General features: G+C 75.1%; 15 protein-coding genes. 11 read left to right on the forward strand and 4 right to left on the reverse strand.

Going from position 1 to position 17,416, the window contains the following annotated elements:
• The first annotated feature begins 237 nt into the window (after positions 1-237).
• A complete protein-coding gene (gene rph / locus ACIBPB_RS12025) occupies positions 238-2,835 on the forward strand; it encodes a rifamycin-inactivating phosphotransferase (RefSeq protein WP_396839596.1) in 2,598 nt (865 codons plus the stop codon).
• A 130-nt stretch (positions 2,836-2,965) separates the two neighbouring features.
• Here rph and ACIBPB_RS12030 read toward each other — a convergent pair whose 3' ends face one another.
• Positions 2,966-3,997, reverse strand: a complete 1,032-nt coding sequence (locus ACIBPB_RS12030) for a nitronate monooxygenase (protein WP_396839597.1) — start codon at positions 3,995-3,997, stop codon at positions 2,966-2,968.
• Positions 3,998-4,191: 194 nt separating this feature from the next.
• On the opposite strand from ACIBPB_RS12030, the gene ACIBPB_RS12035 reads away from it, so the two are divergent.
• The 7 genes from ACIBPB_RS12035 (at position 4,192) to ACIBPB_RS12065 (ending at position 9,497) form a co-directional block, all read left to right on the forward strand.
• Positions 4,192-5,073 (forward strand): SDR family NAD(P)-dependent oxidoreductase, encoded by an 882-nt coding sequence (locus tag ACIBPB_RS12035; RefSeq protein WP_396839598.1) that lies wholly within the window; start codon positions 4,192-4,194, stop codon positions 5,071-5,073.
• Positions 5,074-5,129: 56 nt separating this feature from the next.
• On the forward strand, positions 5,130-5,735 hold the full coding sequence (locus ACIBPB_RS12040) for a GNAT family N-acetyltransferase (RefSeq protein ID WP_396839599.1): 606 nt from the start codon (positions 5,130-5,132) through the stop codon (positions 5,733-5,735).
• A 125-nt stretch (positions 5,736-5,860) separates the two neighbouring features.
• Entirely contained in the window at positions 5,861-7,063 is a 1,203-nt protein-coding gene (locus tag ACIBPB_RS12045) for a D-arabinono-1,4-lactone oxidase (RefSeq protein WP_396839600.1), read from the forward strand.
• Positions 7,060-7,437, forward strand: a complete 378-nt coding sequence (locus ACIBPB_RS12050) for a sensory rhodopsin transducer (RefSeq protein WP_396839601.1) — start codon at positions 7,060-7,062, stop codon at positions 7,435-7,437. The genes ACIBPB_RS12045 and ACIBPB_RS12050 overlap by 4 nt, the downstream gene beginning before the upstream one ends.
• 35 nt (positions 7,438-7,472) lie before the next feature.
• Positions 7,473-8,588, forward strand: coding sequence for an aromatic acid exporter family protein (locus tag ACIBPB_RS12055; RefSeq protein WP_396839602.1), 1,116 nt, complete (start codon positions 7,473-7,475; stop codon positions 8,586-8,588).
• Positions 8,585-9,070, forward strand: a complete 486-nt coding sequence (locus ACIBPB_RS12060; protein ID WP_396840090.1) for an SGNH/GDSL hydrolase family protein — start codon at positions 8,585-8,587, stop codon at positions 9,068-9,070. The genes ACIBPB_RS12055 and ACIBPB_RS12060 overlap by 4 nt, the downstream gene beginning before the upstream one ends.
• A gap of 46 nt (positions 9,071-9,116) precedes the next feature.
• Positions 9,117-9,497, forward strand: coding sequence for a VOC family protein (locus ACIBPB_RS12065; RefSeq protein WP_396839603.1), 381 nt, complete (start codon positions 9,117-9,119; stop codon positions 9,495-9,497).
• Positions 9,498-9,547: 50 nt separating this feature from the next.
• Here the strand turns inward: ACIBPB_RS12065 and ACIBPB_RS12070 are convergent, their stop codons facing one another.
• Positions 9,548-12,541 carry a glycosyl hydrolase gene (locus ACIBPB_RS12070; protein WP_396839605.1) on the reverse strand — a complete coding sequence of 998 codons (2,994 nt, stop codon included), beginning with the start codon at positions 12,539-12,541 and terminating at the stop codon, positions 9,548-9,550.
• A gap of 308 nt (positions 12,542-12,849) precedes the next feature.
• Between ACIBPB_RS12070 and ACIBPB_RS12075 the strand changes: the two genes are divergently transcribed.
• Together ACIBPB_RS12075 and ACIBPB_RS12080 are read left to right on the forward strand one after the other, a co-directional pair.
• Entirely contained in the window at positions 12,850-14,634 is a 1,785-nt protein-coding gene (locus ACIBPB_RS12075; RefSeq protein ID WP_396839606.1) for an N-acetylglutaminylglutamine amidotransferase, read from the forward strand.
• A gap of 44 nt (positions 14,635-14,678) precedes the next feature.
• On the forward strand, positions 14,679-14,951 hold the full coding sequence (locus ACIBPB_RS12080) for a hypothetical protein (RefSeq protein WP_396839607.1): 273 nt from the start codon (positions 14,679-14,681) through the stop codon (positions 14,949-14,951).
• A gap of 103 nt (positions 14,952-15,054) precedes the next feature.
• Here ACIBPB_RS12080 and ACIBPB_RS12085 read toward each other — a convergent pair whose 3' ends face one another.
• Both ACIBPB_RS12085 and ACIBPB_RS12090 read right to left on the reverse strand, forming a co-directional pair.
• Complete coding sequence (locus tag ACIBPB_RS12085; protein ID WP_396839608.1) at positions 15,055-16,191, reverse strand: glutamate--cysteine ligase; 1,137 nt, start codon at positions 16,189-16,191, stop codon at positions 15,055-15,057.
• A gap of 115 nt (positions 16,192-16,306) precedes the next feature.
• Positions 16,307-16,630: a hypothetical protein gene (locus ACIBPB_RS12090; protein ID WP_396839609.1), complete on the reverse strand. Its 324-nt coding sequence runs from the start codon at positions 16,628-16,630 to the stop codon at positions 16,307-16,309.
• A 109-nt stretch (positions 16,631-16,739) separates the two neighbouring features.
• On the opposite strand from ACIBPB_RS12090, the gene ACIBPB_RS12095 reads away from it, so the two are divergent.
• Positions 16,740-17,360 carry an L-threonylcarbamoyladenylate synthase gene (locus ACIBPB_RS12095; RefSeq protein ID WP_396839610.1) on the forward strand — a complete coding sequence of 207 codons (621 nt, stop codon included), beginning with the start codon at positions 16,740-16,742 and terminating at the stop codon, positions 17,358-17,360.
• Positions 17,361-17,416: the final 56 nt, after the last annotated feature.

The raw sequence follows: 17,416 nt of genomic DNA on the forward strand, positions 1-17,416 counted from the left end.
GGTTGACCGGCAAGGCGGCCGCGAGCAGGCCCGGAAACGACAACGGCAGGGAGATCGTGCTCCCTGCCCACTTGAACATATATCGCACCGGTGGGCTTGCCGCAAGACCCCGGTCCTGCCGCAGAATCGTCGGTCTGGCCGCGGCGCGGACGAAAAGATGGGGTTCGACGGGACGCTCTACCCCGGTGATCCCGCGGTCGCCGCGCCGCGCGGTACGCCCAACCCGGAGGAATCGTAGTGACCGAGCAGTACGTGTTGGACTTCCCCGAGATCGGCGCGGAGCACGTCGCCGTCGTGGGCGGCAAGGGCGCGAACCTGGGGGCGCTGTCCCGGATCGACGGCGTCGCGGTGCCGTCCGGCTTCTGCGTGACCACCGCGGCCTTCCGCCTGATGATGGCCGAGGTGCCGGGGATCGACGACCGGCTCCGGGCCCTGTCCCGGCTGGAATCCGGCGACCGGGAGGGGATCGGCACGCTCAGCGCGGAGATCCGCCGCAGCATCGAGGAGACGCCCGTCCCGGGCGCGGTCGCGGCCTCGATCACCGGGGCCGTGACCCGGCTCGGCGAACGGGCCGGCTACGCCGTCCGCTCCAGCGCCACGGCGGAGGACCTGCCGGCGGCCTCCTTCGCCGGCCAGCACGACACCTACCTGAACGTGGTCGGGCCGCCGGCCGTCCTGGCCCACGTCAGCCGGTGCTGGGCCGCCCTGTTCACCGAGCGGGCGGTGGCCTACCGCCGGCGCAACGGCATCGACGACCGGACGGTCGCGATGGCCGTGGTCGTCCAGGAGATGCTCGCCCCCCAGGTGTCCGGGGTGCTGTTCACGGCCGATCCCACCACCTCCAACCGGCGGCTGGCCACCGTCGAGGCGGCACCCGGACTCGGCGAGGCCCTGGTCTCCGGGCGGGTCAACCCGGATGCCTACCGGGTGCGCGACGGGGTGATCGTGGACCGGACGATCGCCGTCAAGCGGCTCGCCAGCCGGGCCCGGCCCGGCGGTGGGACGGCGGAGCACGCCATCGACCCGGCGCGGCAGGACCAGCCGGCGCTGACGGATGCGCAGGTCCTGCGCCTGGTGGAGCTGGGCCGGCGGATCGAGGCGTACTTCGGTCAGCCCCAGGATCTCGAATGGTGCCTGGTCGACGGCGAGGTCCAGGTCGTCCAGAGCCGGCCCATCACGACACTGTTCCCGGTGCCCGAGCGCGCCGACCGGGAGAACCACGTCTACCTCTCCGTCGGCCACCAGCAGATGATGACCGACGCCATGAAGCCGTTGGGGCTGTCCATGTGGCAGCTGACCGCGCTCGCCCCGATGCACGCCGCCGGCGGGCGGTTGTTCGTCGACGCCACCCCGCACCTGAGCACACCGTCACGGCGGGAGAGCCTGCTGGCGCTGGTGGACAGGTCCGACCCGTTGACCAGGGATGCGCTGGAGACCGTCCTCGGCCGCGGCGACTTCCTCCCGTCGCTTCCGGACCAGGCGCCGGCCGGGCCGCCGGTCGGTGGCCGGCCCGCGACGATCGAGACCGATCCGGCCATCGTCACCGAGCTGATCGCCCGCAGCGAGGCGGCCGTCGCCACCCTGGCGCGCGACCTGCGGGCCACCGCCGGACCAGCCCGGTTCGACTTCCTCCTGGCCGCCTTCGAGGAGCACAAGCGGGACCTGCGCGATCCGCTGAGCATGCAGGCGATCGGGGCGGGCATGGAGGCCACCTGGTGGCTCAACGACCAGCTGTGGGAGTGGCTGGGCGAGAAGAACGCCGCCGACACGCTCACGCTCTCCGCGCCCCACAACATCACCTCGGAGATGGGGCTCGCGCTGCTCGACGTCGCCGACGTCGTCCGTCCGTATCCCGAGGTGGTGGCCTTCCTGCGGGACGTCGAGGACGACGACTTCCTCGACGAGCTGGCCAAGCTTCCCGGCGGGCAGGAAGCGCGGGACGCCATCCGGGCCTACCTCGACCGGTACGGCATGCGGTGCGCCGGCGAGATCGACATCACCCGGCCGCGCTGGAGCGAACGCCCGAGCACGCTGCTGCCGGCGATCCTGGACAACGTCCGCAACTTCGCGCCGGGCGCCAGCCGGCGACGCTTCGCGCAGGGGCGCGAGGCGGCGGCGGAGAAGGAACGGGAGATCCTGGCCCGGCTGCGCGCCCTGCCCGACGGCGAGGCCAAGGCCGAGGAGACCAGGCGGATGATCGACCGGGTGCGGACCTTCGTCGGCTACCGGGAGTACCCGAAGTACGCCATCGTCAGCCGCTACTACCTCTACAAGCAGGCCCTGCTGGAGGAGGCCGAGCAGCTCGTGCGCGCCGGCGTGCTCCGCGCCCGGGAGGACTGCTTCTACCTCACCTTCCAGGAGTTCCACGAGGCCGTGCGGACGCGCCGGGTCGACGATCAACTCATCCGGCGGCGCAAGGACGAGTTCCGGGCGTACCAGTCGCTCACCCCGCCCCGGGTGCTCACCTCCGACGGTGAGGGCCTCGACGGGGCGTACCGGCGCGACGACGTGCCGCCGGGGGCGCTGGTCGGCATCCCGGTCTCCGCCGGCACGGTCGAGGGGCGGGCCCGGGTCGTGCGGGGCATGGCCGACGCCGACCTGGAACCCGGGGACATCCTGGTCACCGCCTACACCGACCCGAGCTGGTCACCGCTGTTCGTCGCGGTCGCTGGGCTGGTGACGGAGGTGGGCGGGCTCATGACGCACGGCGCGGTCATCGCCCGGGAGTACGGCCTGCCGGCCGTCGTCGCGGTCCCGCACGCCACCGCCCGGATCCGGGACGGGCAGCGGATCCGGGTGCACGGCACCGACGGTTGGGTCGAGCTGCTGTCCTGACGGATCCTCCCGTCGGCCCGCGCGGGTCCCGGCGCTGCGCGGCACCCGGGCCGGCGGAGCCGCAGCTCACCCTCGACCGTGCGGTCGCGCTACCCGGGCGTGCGGAATCCCCGGCCGGAGCAGCCGCCGGTCAGCGGCTCCGGGTCAGCTCCGCGATGATCTCGGCTGCCGGGGCCGCCCGGGCGGACCGCCAGCCGGTGCCGGCCCAGAGGTGCAGCCGGTCGGCGTCGCCGGCCCCGGCGGCCGCCGCGCGCAGCGGCCGGGTCAGGTGGTGCACCGCCGGGTAGCCCAGCGGGGCGTCCGCCTCGTACCGCTCGATGAAGCCGTTGCGCAGGGCGCGGGCCGGCCGCCCGGTGAACGCCCGGGTGACCACGGTCCGGTCCCGGCCGGGGTCGGCCAGCGCGTCGCGGTGGGTGCGGGTGGTGCCGCTCTCGGCGGCGCGCAGCAGCAGCGTGCCGACCAGGACGCCGGTCGCGCCGGCGGCGAGCGCGGCCCGCACGTCCGCCGCGCCGCCGACCCCGCCGGCGCCCAGCACGGGCAGCCCGGTCCGGGCCGTGACCAGGCCGACCAGCTCGGGCAGCGGGCGCAGCGGGGGCGGCTTCGCCGGGGTGAAGGTGCCGAGGTGACCGCCGGCCAGCCCGCTCTGCGCGACCAGGCCGTCCACGCCCAGCTCCGCGGCGGCGGCGGCCTCCGCCGGGTCGGTGACGGTGACCAGCACCCGGCTGCCGGCCCGGCGCAGCTGCCGCAGCACGGCCGGGGAGGGCAGGCCGAAGGTGAAGCTGACCACCGGCACCGGGTCGCGGACCAGCAGCTCCACCTTCGCGGCCCAGTGGTCGTCGTCCTCGGTGCGGGACGCGGCCGCGAGGTCCAGCCCGTAGGGCGCGCCCTCGGCGGCGATCCGGGCCGCGTACCGGCGGAACCGCGCCTCGGCGACCGGCACCGGCGTGGGCACGAAGACGTTCACGCCGAACGGGTGGCCGGTGGCCCGGGCCGCCGCGATCTCCGCCGCGACCGCCTCCGGCGCCCGGTAGCCGGCGGCCAGGAACCCGAACGCGCCGGCGGAGCCGACCGCGGCGACCAGCCCGGTGGTCGTCGGTCCGCCGGCCATCGGCGCCGCCACCACCGGCAGTTCCACCCCGAGCAGGTCGCGTGTCCCGTCCACCGCACCAGTCTGCCCGTCCGCCGCCCACCGCGCCCCACCGACCGGTCCGGCCGCCGGGCCGGCGGAGCGGCCGTCACGGCAACCGGCGATCGTCGGCGCCGGCCGCGCCGCGCGGTCTACGGTGCAGGTGAAGTCGGCCGGAGTCGCCGCCGGCGGTGGCGCGCATGCGCCGGCGGTGTGGGGGGTGAGCAGCGATGTCCGCAGCCGAGCCGATGACGCGTCCGCTGGCCGGTCGGGTCGCCGTGGTCACCGGCGCGGCCCGGGGCATCGGCCGGGCGGCCGCGGTGGCCCTCGCCGGCGCCGGGGCCGACGTGGCCGGCGTCGACATCGCCGGGCCGGTCAGCCCGATCCTCGACTTCCCGCCCGCCACCCCCGACGACCTGGCCGAGACCGGGCGGCTGGTCGCCGCCACCGGCGTACGGTGGTCCGCGCACGTCGCCGACCAGCGCGACATCGCGGCGGTACGGGCGGTGGCCGAGGCGGTACGGCGGGACCACGGCGGGGTCGACGTGCTGCACGCCAACGCCGGCATCCAGGCGTTCCGGCCGTTGCTGGAGATGACCGACCCGGACTGGCACGACCAGATCGACGTCAACCTGACCGGCACCGCCAACGTGCTGCGCGTCTTCGCCCCGCTGCTGGTCAGCCGGGGCGGCGGGCGGATCATCGTCACCTCCTCCACGCAGGGGCAGCACGGCACGACGAACGGGTCGGCGTACTCGGCGTCGAAGTGGGGGCTGATCGGGCTGGTCAAGTCCGCCGCGCTGGAGCTGGGCGGGCACGGGATCACGGTGAACGCGGTGATCCCCGGGCTGGTCGACACGGCGCTCACCCGCCACCAGGACCGGTACGCCCAGGCGATCGTCGAGGGTGGCCGGACGCCCTCGGGCGACCTCGCCACCGACGAGCGCACCGCGATCGAGCTGCAACGGGCGAAGACCCCGCTCGGGGTGCCCTGGGTCCAGCCGGAGGACGTGGCCCCGCTGGTGGTGTTCCTCGCCTCGGACCAGGCGCGGATGGTCAGCGGCACCGCGTTCGCCGCGACCGGGGGCGACAGCGCCCACGTCACCGCCTGACCACCGCGGCCGGGCGGGCCTGGCGATCATCGGGGGCCGGGACTAGGTTGCCGGGCATGGCGTCCAGCTACCGGGTCCGCCCTCTCGACGAATCCACCTGGCCGGCCTTCGCCGCTCTGGTCGAGCGGAACAACGGGGTGTTCGGCGGCTGCTGGTGCATGGGATTCCACCCGGAGGGCGTGGGCAAGGGGACCACGGCGGAGCTGAACCGCGACCGCAAGCTGGCCCGGGTGCGGGCCGGCACCACGCACGCGGCCCTGGTCCTCGACGGCGACACCTGCCTGGGCTGGTGCCAGTTCGGCAGCCCGGCGGAGCTGCCGCGGATCAAGAGCCGCGCCGCCTACGAGAAGGGCCTGACCGCCCCGCCCGACTGGCGGATCGCCTGCTGTTACGTCGGCAAGGGGCATCGACGCCAGGGGGTGGCCGGCGCCGCGCTCGCCGGCGCGCTGGACCTGATCGCCGAGCTGGGCGGGGGGACCGTGGAGGGATATCCCGAGGACGCCGGGTCGGTGCCGGCCGGGTTCCTCTTCCACGGGGCGTTGTCGACCTACGAGCGGCTCGGCTTCACCCCGGACCGCAAGATCGGCAAGCACCGCTGGGTGGTGACCCGCAGCGTGCCGGCGCGGACCGGCGGCCCGGGCGGTGGCGCCGGACCGGCGTGACCCGGCCGGCGGCCACTCTCCCGCACCGCACCACACCAGCACCGCACCGGCCGGGACCCGGCGGTTACCCGCCGCGACGGCGGGTAACCGGGCCGCACGGCGGCGCCGGAAGAGGGGGTGCGCGGGTGGCACGCTCGTTCGTGAACTGGTCCGGCAGTCTCTCCTTCACGCCCGCCGAGTACGCCGAACCCGCCGACGAGGACGCGGTGCGGGCACTGGTGCGCCGGGCCCGGGAGAGCGGAGTGACGCTCCGGCCGGTCGGCTCGGGCCACTCGTCCAGCCCGCTGGTACGCACCGACGGCATCCTGGTCAGCCTGGACCGGCTGGCCGGCGTGGTCTGCGCCGACGGGCGCGCCACCGCCGGGGCCGGCACCAAGCTCAAGGCGCTGGGCGAAGGGCTCTACGACGCCGGCCTGGCCATGGACAACCTCGGCGACGTCGACTACCAGTCGATCGCCGGGGCGACCGCCACCGGCACCCACGGCACCGGGATCCGCTTCGGCAGCCTGAGCACCCAGGTCACCGCCGTCCGCCTGGTCACCGGGACCGGGGAGGTGGTGGAGATCGCCGCGGACCGCAACCCGGAGCTGCTGCCGGCCGCCCGGCTCTCCCTCGGCGCCCTCGGCGTGGTCACCCGGATGACCCTTGACGTGCAACCCCGCTACGACCTGCACCGGCGGTCGTGGTGCGCGGACCTCGACTGGACCCTCGACCACCTGGCCGAACTCCAGCACACCAACCGCAACATGGACTTCTACTGGTATCCGCGCAGCGACCAGACCCAGATCCGGGTGCTGAACCGGATCGACGCCGTCGCGGACCGGCGGAACTGGCCGGCCGGCCGGGCGCCGGACAGCCCGCCCCGGGAGAACCGGGTGGGGCCGACCCACCGCACCATTCCCCGGCGGCGGGAACTGCGCTTCGAGGAGATCGAGTACATGCTGCCGTCGGAGGCGTTCCCGGCCTGCTTCGCCGAGGTCCGCCGCCGGGTGCGGGAGCGGCACCGCCGGATCGTCGGCTGGCGGGTGCTGGTGCGCACCATCGCCCCGGACGACATCTGGCTCAGCAACGCCTACGGCCGGTCCACCACCACCATCGCCTGCCTGCAGAACACCTCGCTGCCCTACGAGGAGTACTTCCGGGACATGGAGGCGGTCTTCCGGCAGTACGGGGGTCGGCCGCACTGGGGCAAGAAGCACTGGCTCACCGCCCGCGAGCTGCGCCCGCTCTACCCCCGCTGGGACGACTTCCAGGCCGTCCGGCGGCGCCTCGACCCGGACGGGGTGTTCCTCACCCCGGACCTGGCGCGGCTGCTGGAGGAGCGGTGAGCCAGGACCTGGGCGCCCACGTCTGGGTACTGCCCGGCGGGCACGTGCCCTTCCCGGCGCACGGGCCGGAGCCCGCGTTCACCGGCTTCGACCAGCTCTGCGTGCTCAACGCCACCGACCGGGACGCCGAGCTGCGCCTCGACGTCTACTACGAGGACGACGAGCCGGTGGGCCCGTACCGGCTGCGGGTCGGCGCGCGCCGGGTCCGGCACGTGCGGATCAACGACCTCGTGGACCCCGAGGCGGTACGGCTGGACCGGCCGTACGGCTGCGTGCTGCGCTCCCCGGTGCCGGTGGTGGTGCAGTTCCTGCGCCAGGACACCCGGCTGCCGGGGATGGTGGCGTTGACCGGCGGCATGGCCTACCCGGCCTGAGGTTCGACCGCGCGTGGGCGCGGGTACCCGCGCCCATGCGGGCAGCCAGCGCCGAACTCGGCGAGCGGGTACGCGGGGCCGGGCGGGACACCTACCGGCGGCTGCGGACGTACCTCATCGTGGCCGTGCAGGCCGGGCTCGCCGCCGCCCTGGCCTGGGTGGCCGCCTCCCGGCTCTTCGGCAACCCCGAGCCGACGTTCGCGCCGGCCGCGGCGGTCGGTGTCATCGCCGCCTCGCTCGGCAGCCGGGCCCGGCGCACCGCCGAACTGGTCGTCGGGGTGGTCCTCGGCATCACCGTGGGCGACCTGTTGATCGTCGCGGTCGGCACCGGGCCCTGGCAGACCGGCGTGATCGTCTTCCTGGCGGTCGCGGCCGCGGTGCTGGTCCGGGGCCCGGGCGCGCTGGTGACCCAGGCCGGCGGTACGGCCGTGCTGGTCGCCACGCTCACCCCCTCCGCGCCCGACCTGGAGCTGCCCCGGACGGTGAACGCGCTGGTCGGCGGGGTGGTCGGCCTGCTCGTGGTGCTCGTCCTGGCCCCGCTCAACCCGCTGCGCACGGTCCGCCGGGTGGCGGGCCCGGCCCTGGACCTGTTCGCCCGGGAGATGGGTGCCGCCGCGCGGGCCCTGGCGCGCGGCGACGCCCGGGCCGCCGAGGAGGTGCTGGACCGGATGCGCGCCGCTCAGCCGGAGTTGAACCGGCTCGGCGAGGCGCTCAGCGCCGCCGAGGAGGTGGTCCGGTTCTCCCCGGTCCGCTGGTGGCGGCGACGCCGGCTGGCCGGATACCGGCGCGGCGTGGACCACATGAACCGGGCGTTCCGCAACTGCCGGGCGCTGGTCCGCCGGATCGGCACCACCCTGCGCGACGGGGAACGGGTGCCGGCCGACCTGCCGGCCGCGGTGGCGCACTTCGGCGAGGCGGTCCGGCTGCTGCAGGAGGCGTTCCTCGACGCCCGCGAGCCGCTGGCGGCCCGGGACCGGGTGCTCGGCGCGGTTCGCGAGGCGGGTGCGGCGTGCCGGCAGGACCTGGGCTTCTCCGGCACTATCGTCGTCTCGCAGTTGCGTACCGCCGCCAACGACCTGCTCCGGGCCACCGGCGTGCCGCGTGCGGAGGCCCGGCGGCTGGTCCGGCGGGCCGCGACCGCGGGGGCCTGAGCCGCCGCCCCGGCGGGCGCAACCGGGGGGTCAGCGGCGACCGGGTCCGCGACCTGCGGGCCCGCTGGGAGACCGACTGCCTGGCCCTGGCCCCGCAGGTGGTGTCGGTGCTGATCGGCGTCAACGACACCTGGCGGCGGTACACCCACGACGACCCGACCAGCGCCGCCGACTTCGCCCGGGACTACCGGCACATCCTCGAGGCGACCCGGCGGACCGGCGCCCGGCTGGTCCTCGTCGAGCCGTTCCTGGTCCCGCGCGACGACGCGCAGCGCGGCTGGCGGGCGGACCTCGACCCGAAGGTCGAGGTGGTGCGCCGGCTCGCCGCCGAGTTCGACGCGACGCTGGTCGCCGTCGACGCGCTGTTCCAGGCGGCCGACGTGGACGATCGGGTGTGGACCCGCGACGGCGTGCACCCCACCCCGTTCGGCCATGCGCTGATCGCCCAGGCCTGGCTGCGCGCGGTCACCCCGACCGCCTGACCCGCGCCGGCGTGCCGGCCGCGCCGGCCACGGCTAGGCTCGGCGGATGCACCGCTCCCGGCTGTACGCGCTGATCGTCGACGCGCCGCACGACGCCGCCGCCCCGGCCGCCGCCTTCTGGTCCGCGGCGTTCGGCGCGCCCACCGAGGTGGACCCGGCCGAACCCCAGTTCACCGGCCTGCGTGACGTGGTGCCGGGGCTGGTCACCGCGGTGCAGGCGGTGGACGACGCCCCCCGCTACCACCTGGACATCGAGACCGACGACGTCGCCGCCGAGGTGGACCGGCTGCGCCGGCTCGGCGCCACCCCGGTCTCCCGCTGGCTGGACTGTCACGTGCTGCGGGCCCCGGGCGGGCACCTGCTCTGCGTCATCCCGGTGGCCAGCGACCCGGAGCTGTTCGCGGCCACCGCGCGCCGCTGGGACTGACCGCCGGTGGGCGCCCCGGCCGCGGTGGACCGCGGCCGGGGACGCCCCGGTCAGCCGGTGTACGGCAGGATCAGCGTCGAGCGGTTGCCGACCCCGAGGCTGGTCCCGGTCGTGCCGATCGCGTTCCAGACCTCGACCCGGACCGTGCCGTTGACCAGGTTGCCGAGGGTGCCGGTGGCCGAGCGCAGGCCCTGGCTCTCGGTGTAGTGCTCCCAGCCGACGAGCGGGTCGGTGGCGAAGTAGCGGTACGTCTCCACCCGGTCGGCGGTGCCGTCGCCGGTCAGGTCGTAGGAGACCCGTAGCTGGGTGCCGTTGCCCACCGTCGTGCCGGCGTCCAGGAACAGGTCGAAGCGGGTCGCCCCGCCGGTGTACCGGCCGGTCAGCCCGGTGGCCGTGAACACCTGGGCGTTGCTGGGCGTGCCGTCGTGGTTGCCGTTGGCCGCGGCCACCGACACCGTTCCGGCGGCCCCGGCGGCGGCGCCGAGCGCCCCGCCGGAGAGCAGGTAGCGGGTCGGTGCCAGGGGCGTCGAAGGGCTCGGGCTGGGGCTGCTCGGCGACGGGCTGGGGCTGGTCGGCGACGGGCTCGGGCCGGTCGGGGTGGGCGACGGCGAGCCGCTGGGCGTGCTCGGCGGGGTGGTGGGGACGACCTTTCCGCCGGTGGCGTTGCCGCCGCTCCAGGTCAGCGCCCCGGAGGTGGCGGTCCGGCCGGCCGGCACGGCGAGCCGGGTGCCGTCGGAGAAGGTCACCGTCAGCGGCTGGGCGGTGATGTTGGACGCCACGTACGTGCGGGCGCCGCTCTTGCGGAACACCTTCGCCAGCGGGTGGTCGGCGGTCACCGAGGTGTCCACGGTGCCCAGCGCGGCCAGGTTGCGGATCCAGTGGAAGGTGTGTGCTCGGCTCTCGCCCTCCTCGCTGGTGAAGCCGCCGCTGGCCCGGAGGTTCTGCAACGCCCGGTCGCCGTCGCCGAGGGCCAGGAACTCCCAGAGGATGTCCTGCCACACCGTCGGTGGGCCGCCCTTGTTGGTGACCAGCTCGGCGTAGTTGGTCAGCACGTAGGCGGGGTCGTCGCCCAGGTAGAGGTGACCGCCGGTGACCGGCAGCAGGTTGATGCCCTGGATCATCTCGGGGGCGGCGGAGAACCAGGTGGCGTACGCGGCTCCGTCGCCCCAGACCATGCCGACGGCGTGGTGGCCGAAGGTGGCCGGGAAGTTCTGGTCCCGCACGTCGAACCAGTACTCGGCGATCGCCGCGGACTGGGTGGTCCAGAGGTGGATGCCGGCGTCGCGGACGGCCCGGTTCCCGGTCGCCTGGCCCCACTGGATCAGGGCGTTGGCGAAGTTCATCCCCTCCGAGGAGGACTCCTGGTTGTTGCCGGCGCCGAACGGGGCCAGCCCGGAGGCCCAGTCGTGGCCGGCGTAGATGTCGAAGTCGCGCAGGTAGGGGAAGCGGCTGTCGGTGCGGTCGTAGTTGTTCGCGTCGCGGATCAGCAGGTCGACCATGCCGCCGTAGCGGGTGGCGTCGGCCCAGGTCGGGTCGAACTTGGCGACCGTCGCGGCGGCGGCGACGAAGTAGCCGTAGTGGAAGTGGTGGTCGTTGAGGTCGGTGTCGGAGGAGTACGAGGCGGGATAGCCGATCAGCGTGCCCCAGTTGCGGTCGTAGTAGAAGAGCTGTCCGCTCTCGCCGGTTCCGGCGGTGAGCCAGTTGGTCAGCCGGGCCTTCATGGCGTTGAGCGCGGCGTCGCGTACCCCGGTGCGGCCAAGCTGGTCGGCGATCTCGGCGATCCGGGCGGCCCGGCCCAGTCCCTTGCCCGCCCAGTAGGTGTCGGTGCCGCCGACGCCCTCCGGGTTGGCCAGTTCGGCGTCGAGGTATCCGGTGACGGTGGCCAGGTCGGCGCCGGTGGCGTCGCCGACGGCCGGCACCTCCGGCAGCACCCCGGTGTAGCGCATGCTGGTGGTGAACGACGAGACGCCGGTGAGCACCCGCATCGCGCCGCGCGGCGAGACGTACGTGGGGGTGATCGGGGTGGCGCCGGTCAGGTTGCGCCACTGGTGCGGATAGAGCGCCGTCACGGTCCGGGTCTCGGTGCCCTCGCGCGGGGTGGTGGTGAAGGCGTACGTGGTGCGCACGGTGCCGGCGGCGGGGTCGTACGCGTAGCTCATCCGGGTGCCGGTGACGTGCGCGTGGGCGTAGCGGCCGTATTCGGCGGCCAGCGCGGCCCGGTCCGCCCCGCCGGGCAGCACCGCGACCGAGAAGTAACCCTTGCCGCCCAGGGTCGAGCTGATCACCGGCCCGGCGACGGTCCAGGTCGCGCCGCTCGGGGCGTAGCCGACGTAGTCGTGGCCGTTGACGGTGAAGCCGATCGTGGCGCCGCTGTTCGACCAGACGGTCGGCGCGGCCGCGGCGGTGAGCTGCGCGGCGCCGCCGCTGATCCGGTAGTAGCTGAACGGCAGGCCGTGGCCGATGGTGGCCCGCATGCCGCGGGTGCCGTCGCTCCAGTCGGCGGTGACTGTCCAGTCCGTCCAGTCGGCGGCCTTGACGACCGGGGCGGCGAGCCCGGCGACGCCGACCCGCAGGTCCTCCCGGTACGGGTAGTGGTACTCGCCGACTCCGGTCGCGGTGCCGCTGATCGCGGCCGTGGTGGTGTACGACAGCCCCAGCCCGTTGGTCTCCGCCCGGTACGCCAGCGGGTGGGCGTGCAGGTTCTCGCTGGTGGCGCAGTTGTTGCGCTTCCACAGCAGCGATGTCCACCAGTCGTTGGTGGGGATCGCGCCCGCGGGCGCGTCGGGGGTCACGAAGAGCCGGGGGTTGGTGCTGAGGGCGCCGCAGCCGGTGGGCAGGGCGGCGCCGGCCGGCAGCGTCTCGGTGTAGCTGCCCGCGCCGACGGTGCCGGCCGCGGCGGTGCCGCCCCGGGCCAGGACGGCGCCGAGCAGGCCGGCGGCCAGCACCGACGCGGTGGCCAGGGCCAGGGCGCGTCGGGTGCGGGGGATGCGACGTGGCGGGTGCGCCGGGGCGCCGGGGGAGCGGCCCCGGAGGGGGAGTGTCATGGGAGTCCCCTTACGTGGAGGGATCGGGGTGGGACGGCCGTGAGAGCGCTCTCTTGCACAGCGACGTTAGATTCGGGTTTCGTCATCGTCAATGGCTTGTTGCTCCGGCGGCCTCTCCGCCGCCGCCCGGGAGGCCGCCCCCGGTGGCCCGTCCCGCACCGACCCGACCCCCGCTGACCAGCGGCTTCGAGCGTTTCCACCGGCAGCCACCGGGTAGTCCCGGGCGCCGGCGTGCCGACCGGCGGGTCGCCAGACAGGGGTGGTGGTGTGATGGTCCGCGCTCGTCGCACGTCCCGGCCCGGCTGACCGTGTGCGGGATCAGCGGGGAAGCCCGGTTCGACGGCACCGAGCCGGACGCGGACGCCGTCACCCGGATGAGCGCGGCACTGCGCCCGCGCGGCCCGGACGGCGAGGGCCTGCACCGCGCGGGTTGGGTGACGCTGGGCCACCGGCGGCTGACCGTCATCGACCTGTCCGACGCGGCGGCGCAGCCGATGACCCGCGAGGACCTCGGGCTGAGCCTCGTCTTCAACGGCTGCGTCTACAACTACCCGCAGCTGCGGGCCGAACTGGCCGCCGCCGGGCACCGGTTCCGCTCCACCGGCGACACCGAGGTCATCCTGGTCGCGTACGCCCAGTGGGGGGAGCGGTTCGTCGAGCACCTGGTCGGGATGTTCGCCATCGCCCTCGTGGACCACCGCCGGGGGCGGCTCGTGCTGGCCCGCGACCGGCTCGGCATCAAGCCCCTCTACCTGGCGGAGCGACCCGGCCGGCTGCGCTTCGCCTCCACCCTGCCGGCGCTGCTGCGGGCCGGTGACGTGGACACCGACATCGACCCGGTGGCGCTGCACCACTACCTGTCCTGGCACTCGATCGTGCCCGCGCCCCGTACGATCCTGCGCGGGGTCCGCAAGCTGCCGCCGGCCACCCTGCGCGTGGTGGACGCCGACGGGCGCAGCCGGGAGCGGGTCTACTGGCGTCCCGACTACGTCCGGGACCCGGCCCGGACCGACCTGGACGCGGGCGACTGGCAGGAGGCGATCGGCGACGCGCTGCGCACCGCCGTCCGGCGGCGCCTCGTCGCCGACGTACCCGTCGGGGTGCTCCTCTCCGGCGGCCTGGACTCCAGCATGATCGTGGCGCTGCTCGCCGAGGCCGGGCAGCACCACCTGCAGACCTTCAGCATCGGCTTCAGCGGCCGCGACGGTGAGGCCGGCGACGAGTTCCACTACTCCGACCTGGTGGCCGCCACCTTCGACACCGACCACCACCGCATCCACCTCGGCGACGAGGACCTGGTCCCGGCGGTGCGCCGGGCCGTGGCGGCGATGACCGAGCCGATGGGCAGCCACGACGTCGTCGCCTTCCACCTGCTCTCCGAGCAGGTGGCCCGGCACGTCAAGGTCGCCCAGTCCGGGCAGGGCGCGGACGAGGTCTTCGCCGGCTACGGCTACCACCAGCCGCTGGCCGACGTGCCCCGCCACGAGGTGGCCGCGGCGTTCGCCGGCGCCTTCTTCGACCGGGAGCACGCCGAGATGGCCGAGGTCGTCGACCCGGCGTACGGCTGCCCGCGGGACGCCAGCCGGGAGCTGGTCGAGGCGCACCTGGCGGCGCCCGGCGCCGACACCGCGCTCGACGCCGTGCTGCGCCTGGACACCCACCTCATGCTCCCCGACGACCCGGTCAAGCGGGTCGACAGCATGAGCATGGCCTGGGGGCTGGAGGTGCGTACCCCCTTCCTCGACCAGGACCTGGTCGCGCTCGCGGCGGCCTGCCCGCCCGGGCACAAGACCGCCGAGGGCGGCAAGGGCGTGCTCAAGCGGGTGGCCCGCACCGTGCTGCCCGCCGAGGTGGTCGACCGGCCCAAGGGCTACTTCCCGGTGCCCGCCCTGCGCAACGTCGACGGGCCGGTGCGGGACCTGGTCACCGAGGCACTGGCCGCGCCGGCCGCGCGGGACCGGGGCCTGTTCCGCCGGGCGTACGTCGAGGCGCTGCTGGCCGACCCGGACCGGGCGCAGGCCGCCGCCGGCAGCAACAAGCTCTGGCAGTTGGGACTGCTGGAGCTGTGGTTGCAAACCCACCGGATCGGCTGACCAGCCGGTGGCGTGGCGGGCCCGCACCGGGGTAAGGGCACCCGGTGAAGTTCGTCATCGACAGCCCGGCCGACGGCCGGTACGCGTTCGCCGTCCTGACCGACGACGGCCAACTCCTCGCCCAGGGCCGGCAGTTCGGCGACAAGTCCGCCGTGCTCGGGGTGGTCGCGGACATGATGCGTGAGCTGGGCGGGGCCGCCGTGGAGGACCTGACCGAGGCGACCCACCCGCCGCACGCGCCCGCCTCGACCGAGGTGCCCCGGCGCGACGAGCCGGACATGGCCGACCTCGGCCGCTCCGGCATCCCGCCGGTCTGACCGGCGCAGCGGCGCACGGTGCCGGCAGCCGGTCCAGCGCGGCCCGCCCGGGTCAGCCGCGGACGGTGTCGGCGGCCACCCGGTCCAGCGCGGTCCGCCCGGGTCAGCCCCGGACGGTGTCCGCGGCCAGCCGGTCCAGCACCGCCCGCACGTCGCCGCCGCTGGCGGCCATGGTCCGCCGCTGGCGGGTCGCCCCGGTGCCCTCGCGGCGCAGCCGGTCGAGCTGGCCGCGCACGATCTCCAGGTCACCGTGCCGGACCAGCGCCGGGGTCACCGCCGCGTACAGCTCCTCGACCAGCTCCCAGGCGGGCCGGGTGCCCCCGCGGATCAGGTCGATCAGCTCACCGTCCACCCCGTCGTGCGCGGCCCGCCAGTGCGCGGCGGCCAGCAGGCAGTTGCGGATCCGGGGGGCCGGTCGGCCGGCGTGGACCTCGTCGACGAGGGTGGCGACCAGGGCCCGGATCATCGCCGCCACCAGCACCGTGTCGTCCACGGTGGGGCAGACGTCGCCCACCCGCACCTCCACCGTCGGGTACGCGGTCGACGGGCGGGCGTACCAGTAGACCATCGCGGCGTCGAGCATGACGCCCGCGGCGATCAGGTCCGCGACGGTGCGGTCGTAGTCGGCGGCGTCGGCGAAGTAGGGGCTCGGCCCGACGCTCGGCCACCGGTCGAACTGCATGGAGCGCCAGCTCGCGTGCCCGGTGTCGTGCCCGTCGTGCAGCGGGGAGTTGGTGCTGAGTGCCTGCACCACCGGCAACCAGGGCCGTAGCCGGTTGCAGACCTGGACGGCCAGCTCGCGGTCGGGCACGCCGACGTGCACGTGGCAGCCGCAGACCGCCGGGTCGTGCGCCACCGGACCGTACCGGCGCGACATGGCCCGGTACCGGTCCTTGTCCGGCACGGTGCGGTGCGGCTCGCAGACCGGGGTGGCGGCGACCGCGACCAGCCGCGCCCCGGCCGCGTCGGCCGCCCCGGCCGCCGCGCGGCGCAACGCCAGCAGCTCCGCGCGCAGCCGCGCCAGGTCGGTGCAGACCGGCGTGACCATCTCCACCATGCTGTGCCGGAACTCCTGCCGGCTCTGCCGCCGGCTGTGCCCGGAGAGCGCGGCGAGCACCCGGTCGGCGACCGGCAGGCTCTCCCCGGTCACCGGGTCGAGCAGCAGGAACTCCTCCTCGACGCCCACGGTGAGGACCGCGGGGACGGATGTGACGGAAGGTCGGGATCCCCGCACGGCCATACCTCGACGGTACGGCCGGCACCTGCCAGCCGTGGGCCGTTTCCCCTGGCCGCGCCGGGTCGACGGCGGCACACCACCGGCGTGGTCCGCCGGCGGGCCGCGGCCCGGATCCCGCTCAGGCGGCGGTGGCGGTGGCGAGCTGCTGCTCCGACGCGGGCGCCGGCGCCGGCACGGTGGACCACCCGGTGAGCGGGTCGTCGCGGCGCACGCCGGCGGTCGCCGCCGGTCCGGCGGCCCGAGGTGTCCGGGCGGCCCGCAGCCCTTCCTGGGCGCTGTTCCACGCGGCGCAGGGCCAGCTCGCGCCGACACAGCTCGGGCTGACGCAGATCCGCTCCTCGTCGGGCTGGTGGGCGTCGGCCACCGCGGCGGCCAGGCTCCACAGCAGCGGGTCGGTCACCTCGGCCGGCCGGTCGGCGCGGTCTGTGCTGGCTTCGGACATCAGTGGTCCCCCCTCTTCGAGCGGCCCCCACCTTTTCCGGTCCGCGGGCGCGGCAAACCTGATCGCGGCGACTTTTTGCCGATCAGCCGGTCGGGCATAGGCTGACGACGTGGCGAGGTACTACGACCTGCACCCGGACAACCCGCAGCCCCGGGTGCTCCGGCAGGTCGTCGACCTGTTGCGCGACGACGGCCTGATCGCCTACCCGACGGACTCCTGCTACGCGCTCGGCTGCCGGCTCGGCAACCGGGCGGGCGTGGAGCGGATCCGCGACCTGCGCAAGCTCGACGACCGGCACCCGTTCACCCTGGTCTGCGCGGACTTCGCCCAGCTCGGCCAGTTCGTCAAGGTCAACAACTCGGTCTTCCGGCTGGTCAAGGCCTGCATCCCGGGCAGCTACACGTTCATCCTGCCGGCCACGGCCGAGGTGCCCCGCCGGTTGCAGGACCCGCGCCGGCGCGTCGTCGGGGTGCGGGTGCCCAAGCACACCGTCACCCAGGCGTTGCTCGCCGAGCTGGGCGAGCCGCTGCTCTCCAGCACCCTGCTGCTCCCCGGCGAGGAGGAGCCGATGACCCAGGGCTGGGAGATCAAGGAACGGCTCGACCACCAGCTCGACGCCGTGCTCGACGCCGGCGACTGCGGCCTGGAGCCGACCACGGTGGTCGACCTCTCCGGTCCCGAGCCGGAGATCCTGCGTCGCGGCGCCGGGGACACCAGCCGGTTTGAGTAGCGATTCGCGCGTTCCGCCTCGCCGGCCCGACCCGGTGCGGCACCGTGAAGCCGGGC

The organism is Micromonospora sp. NPDC049836, assembly GCF_044465125.1.
In the GTDB taxonomy this organism is placed as follows: domain Bacteria; phylum Actinomycetota; class Actinomycetes; order Mycobacteriales; family Micromonosporaceae; genus Micromonospora.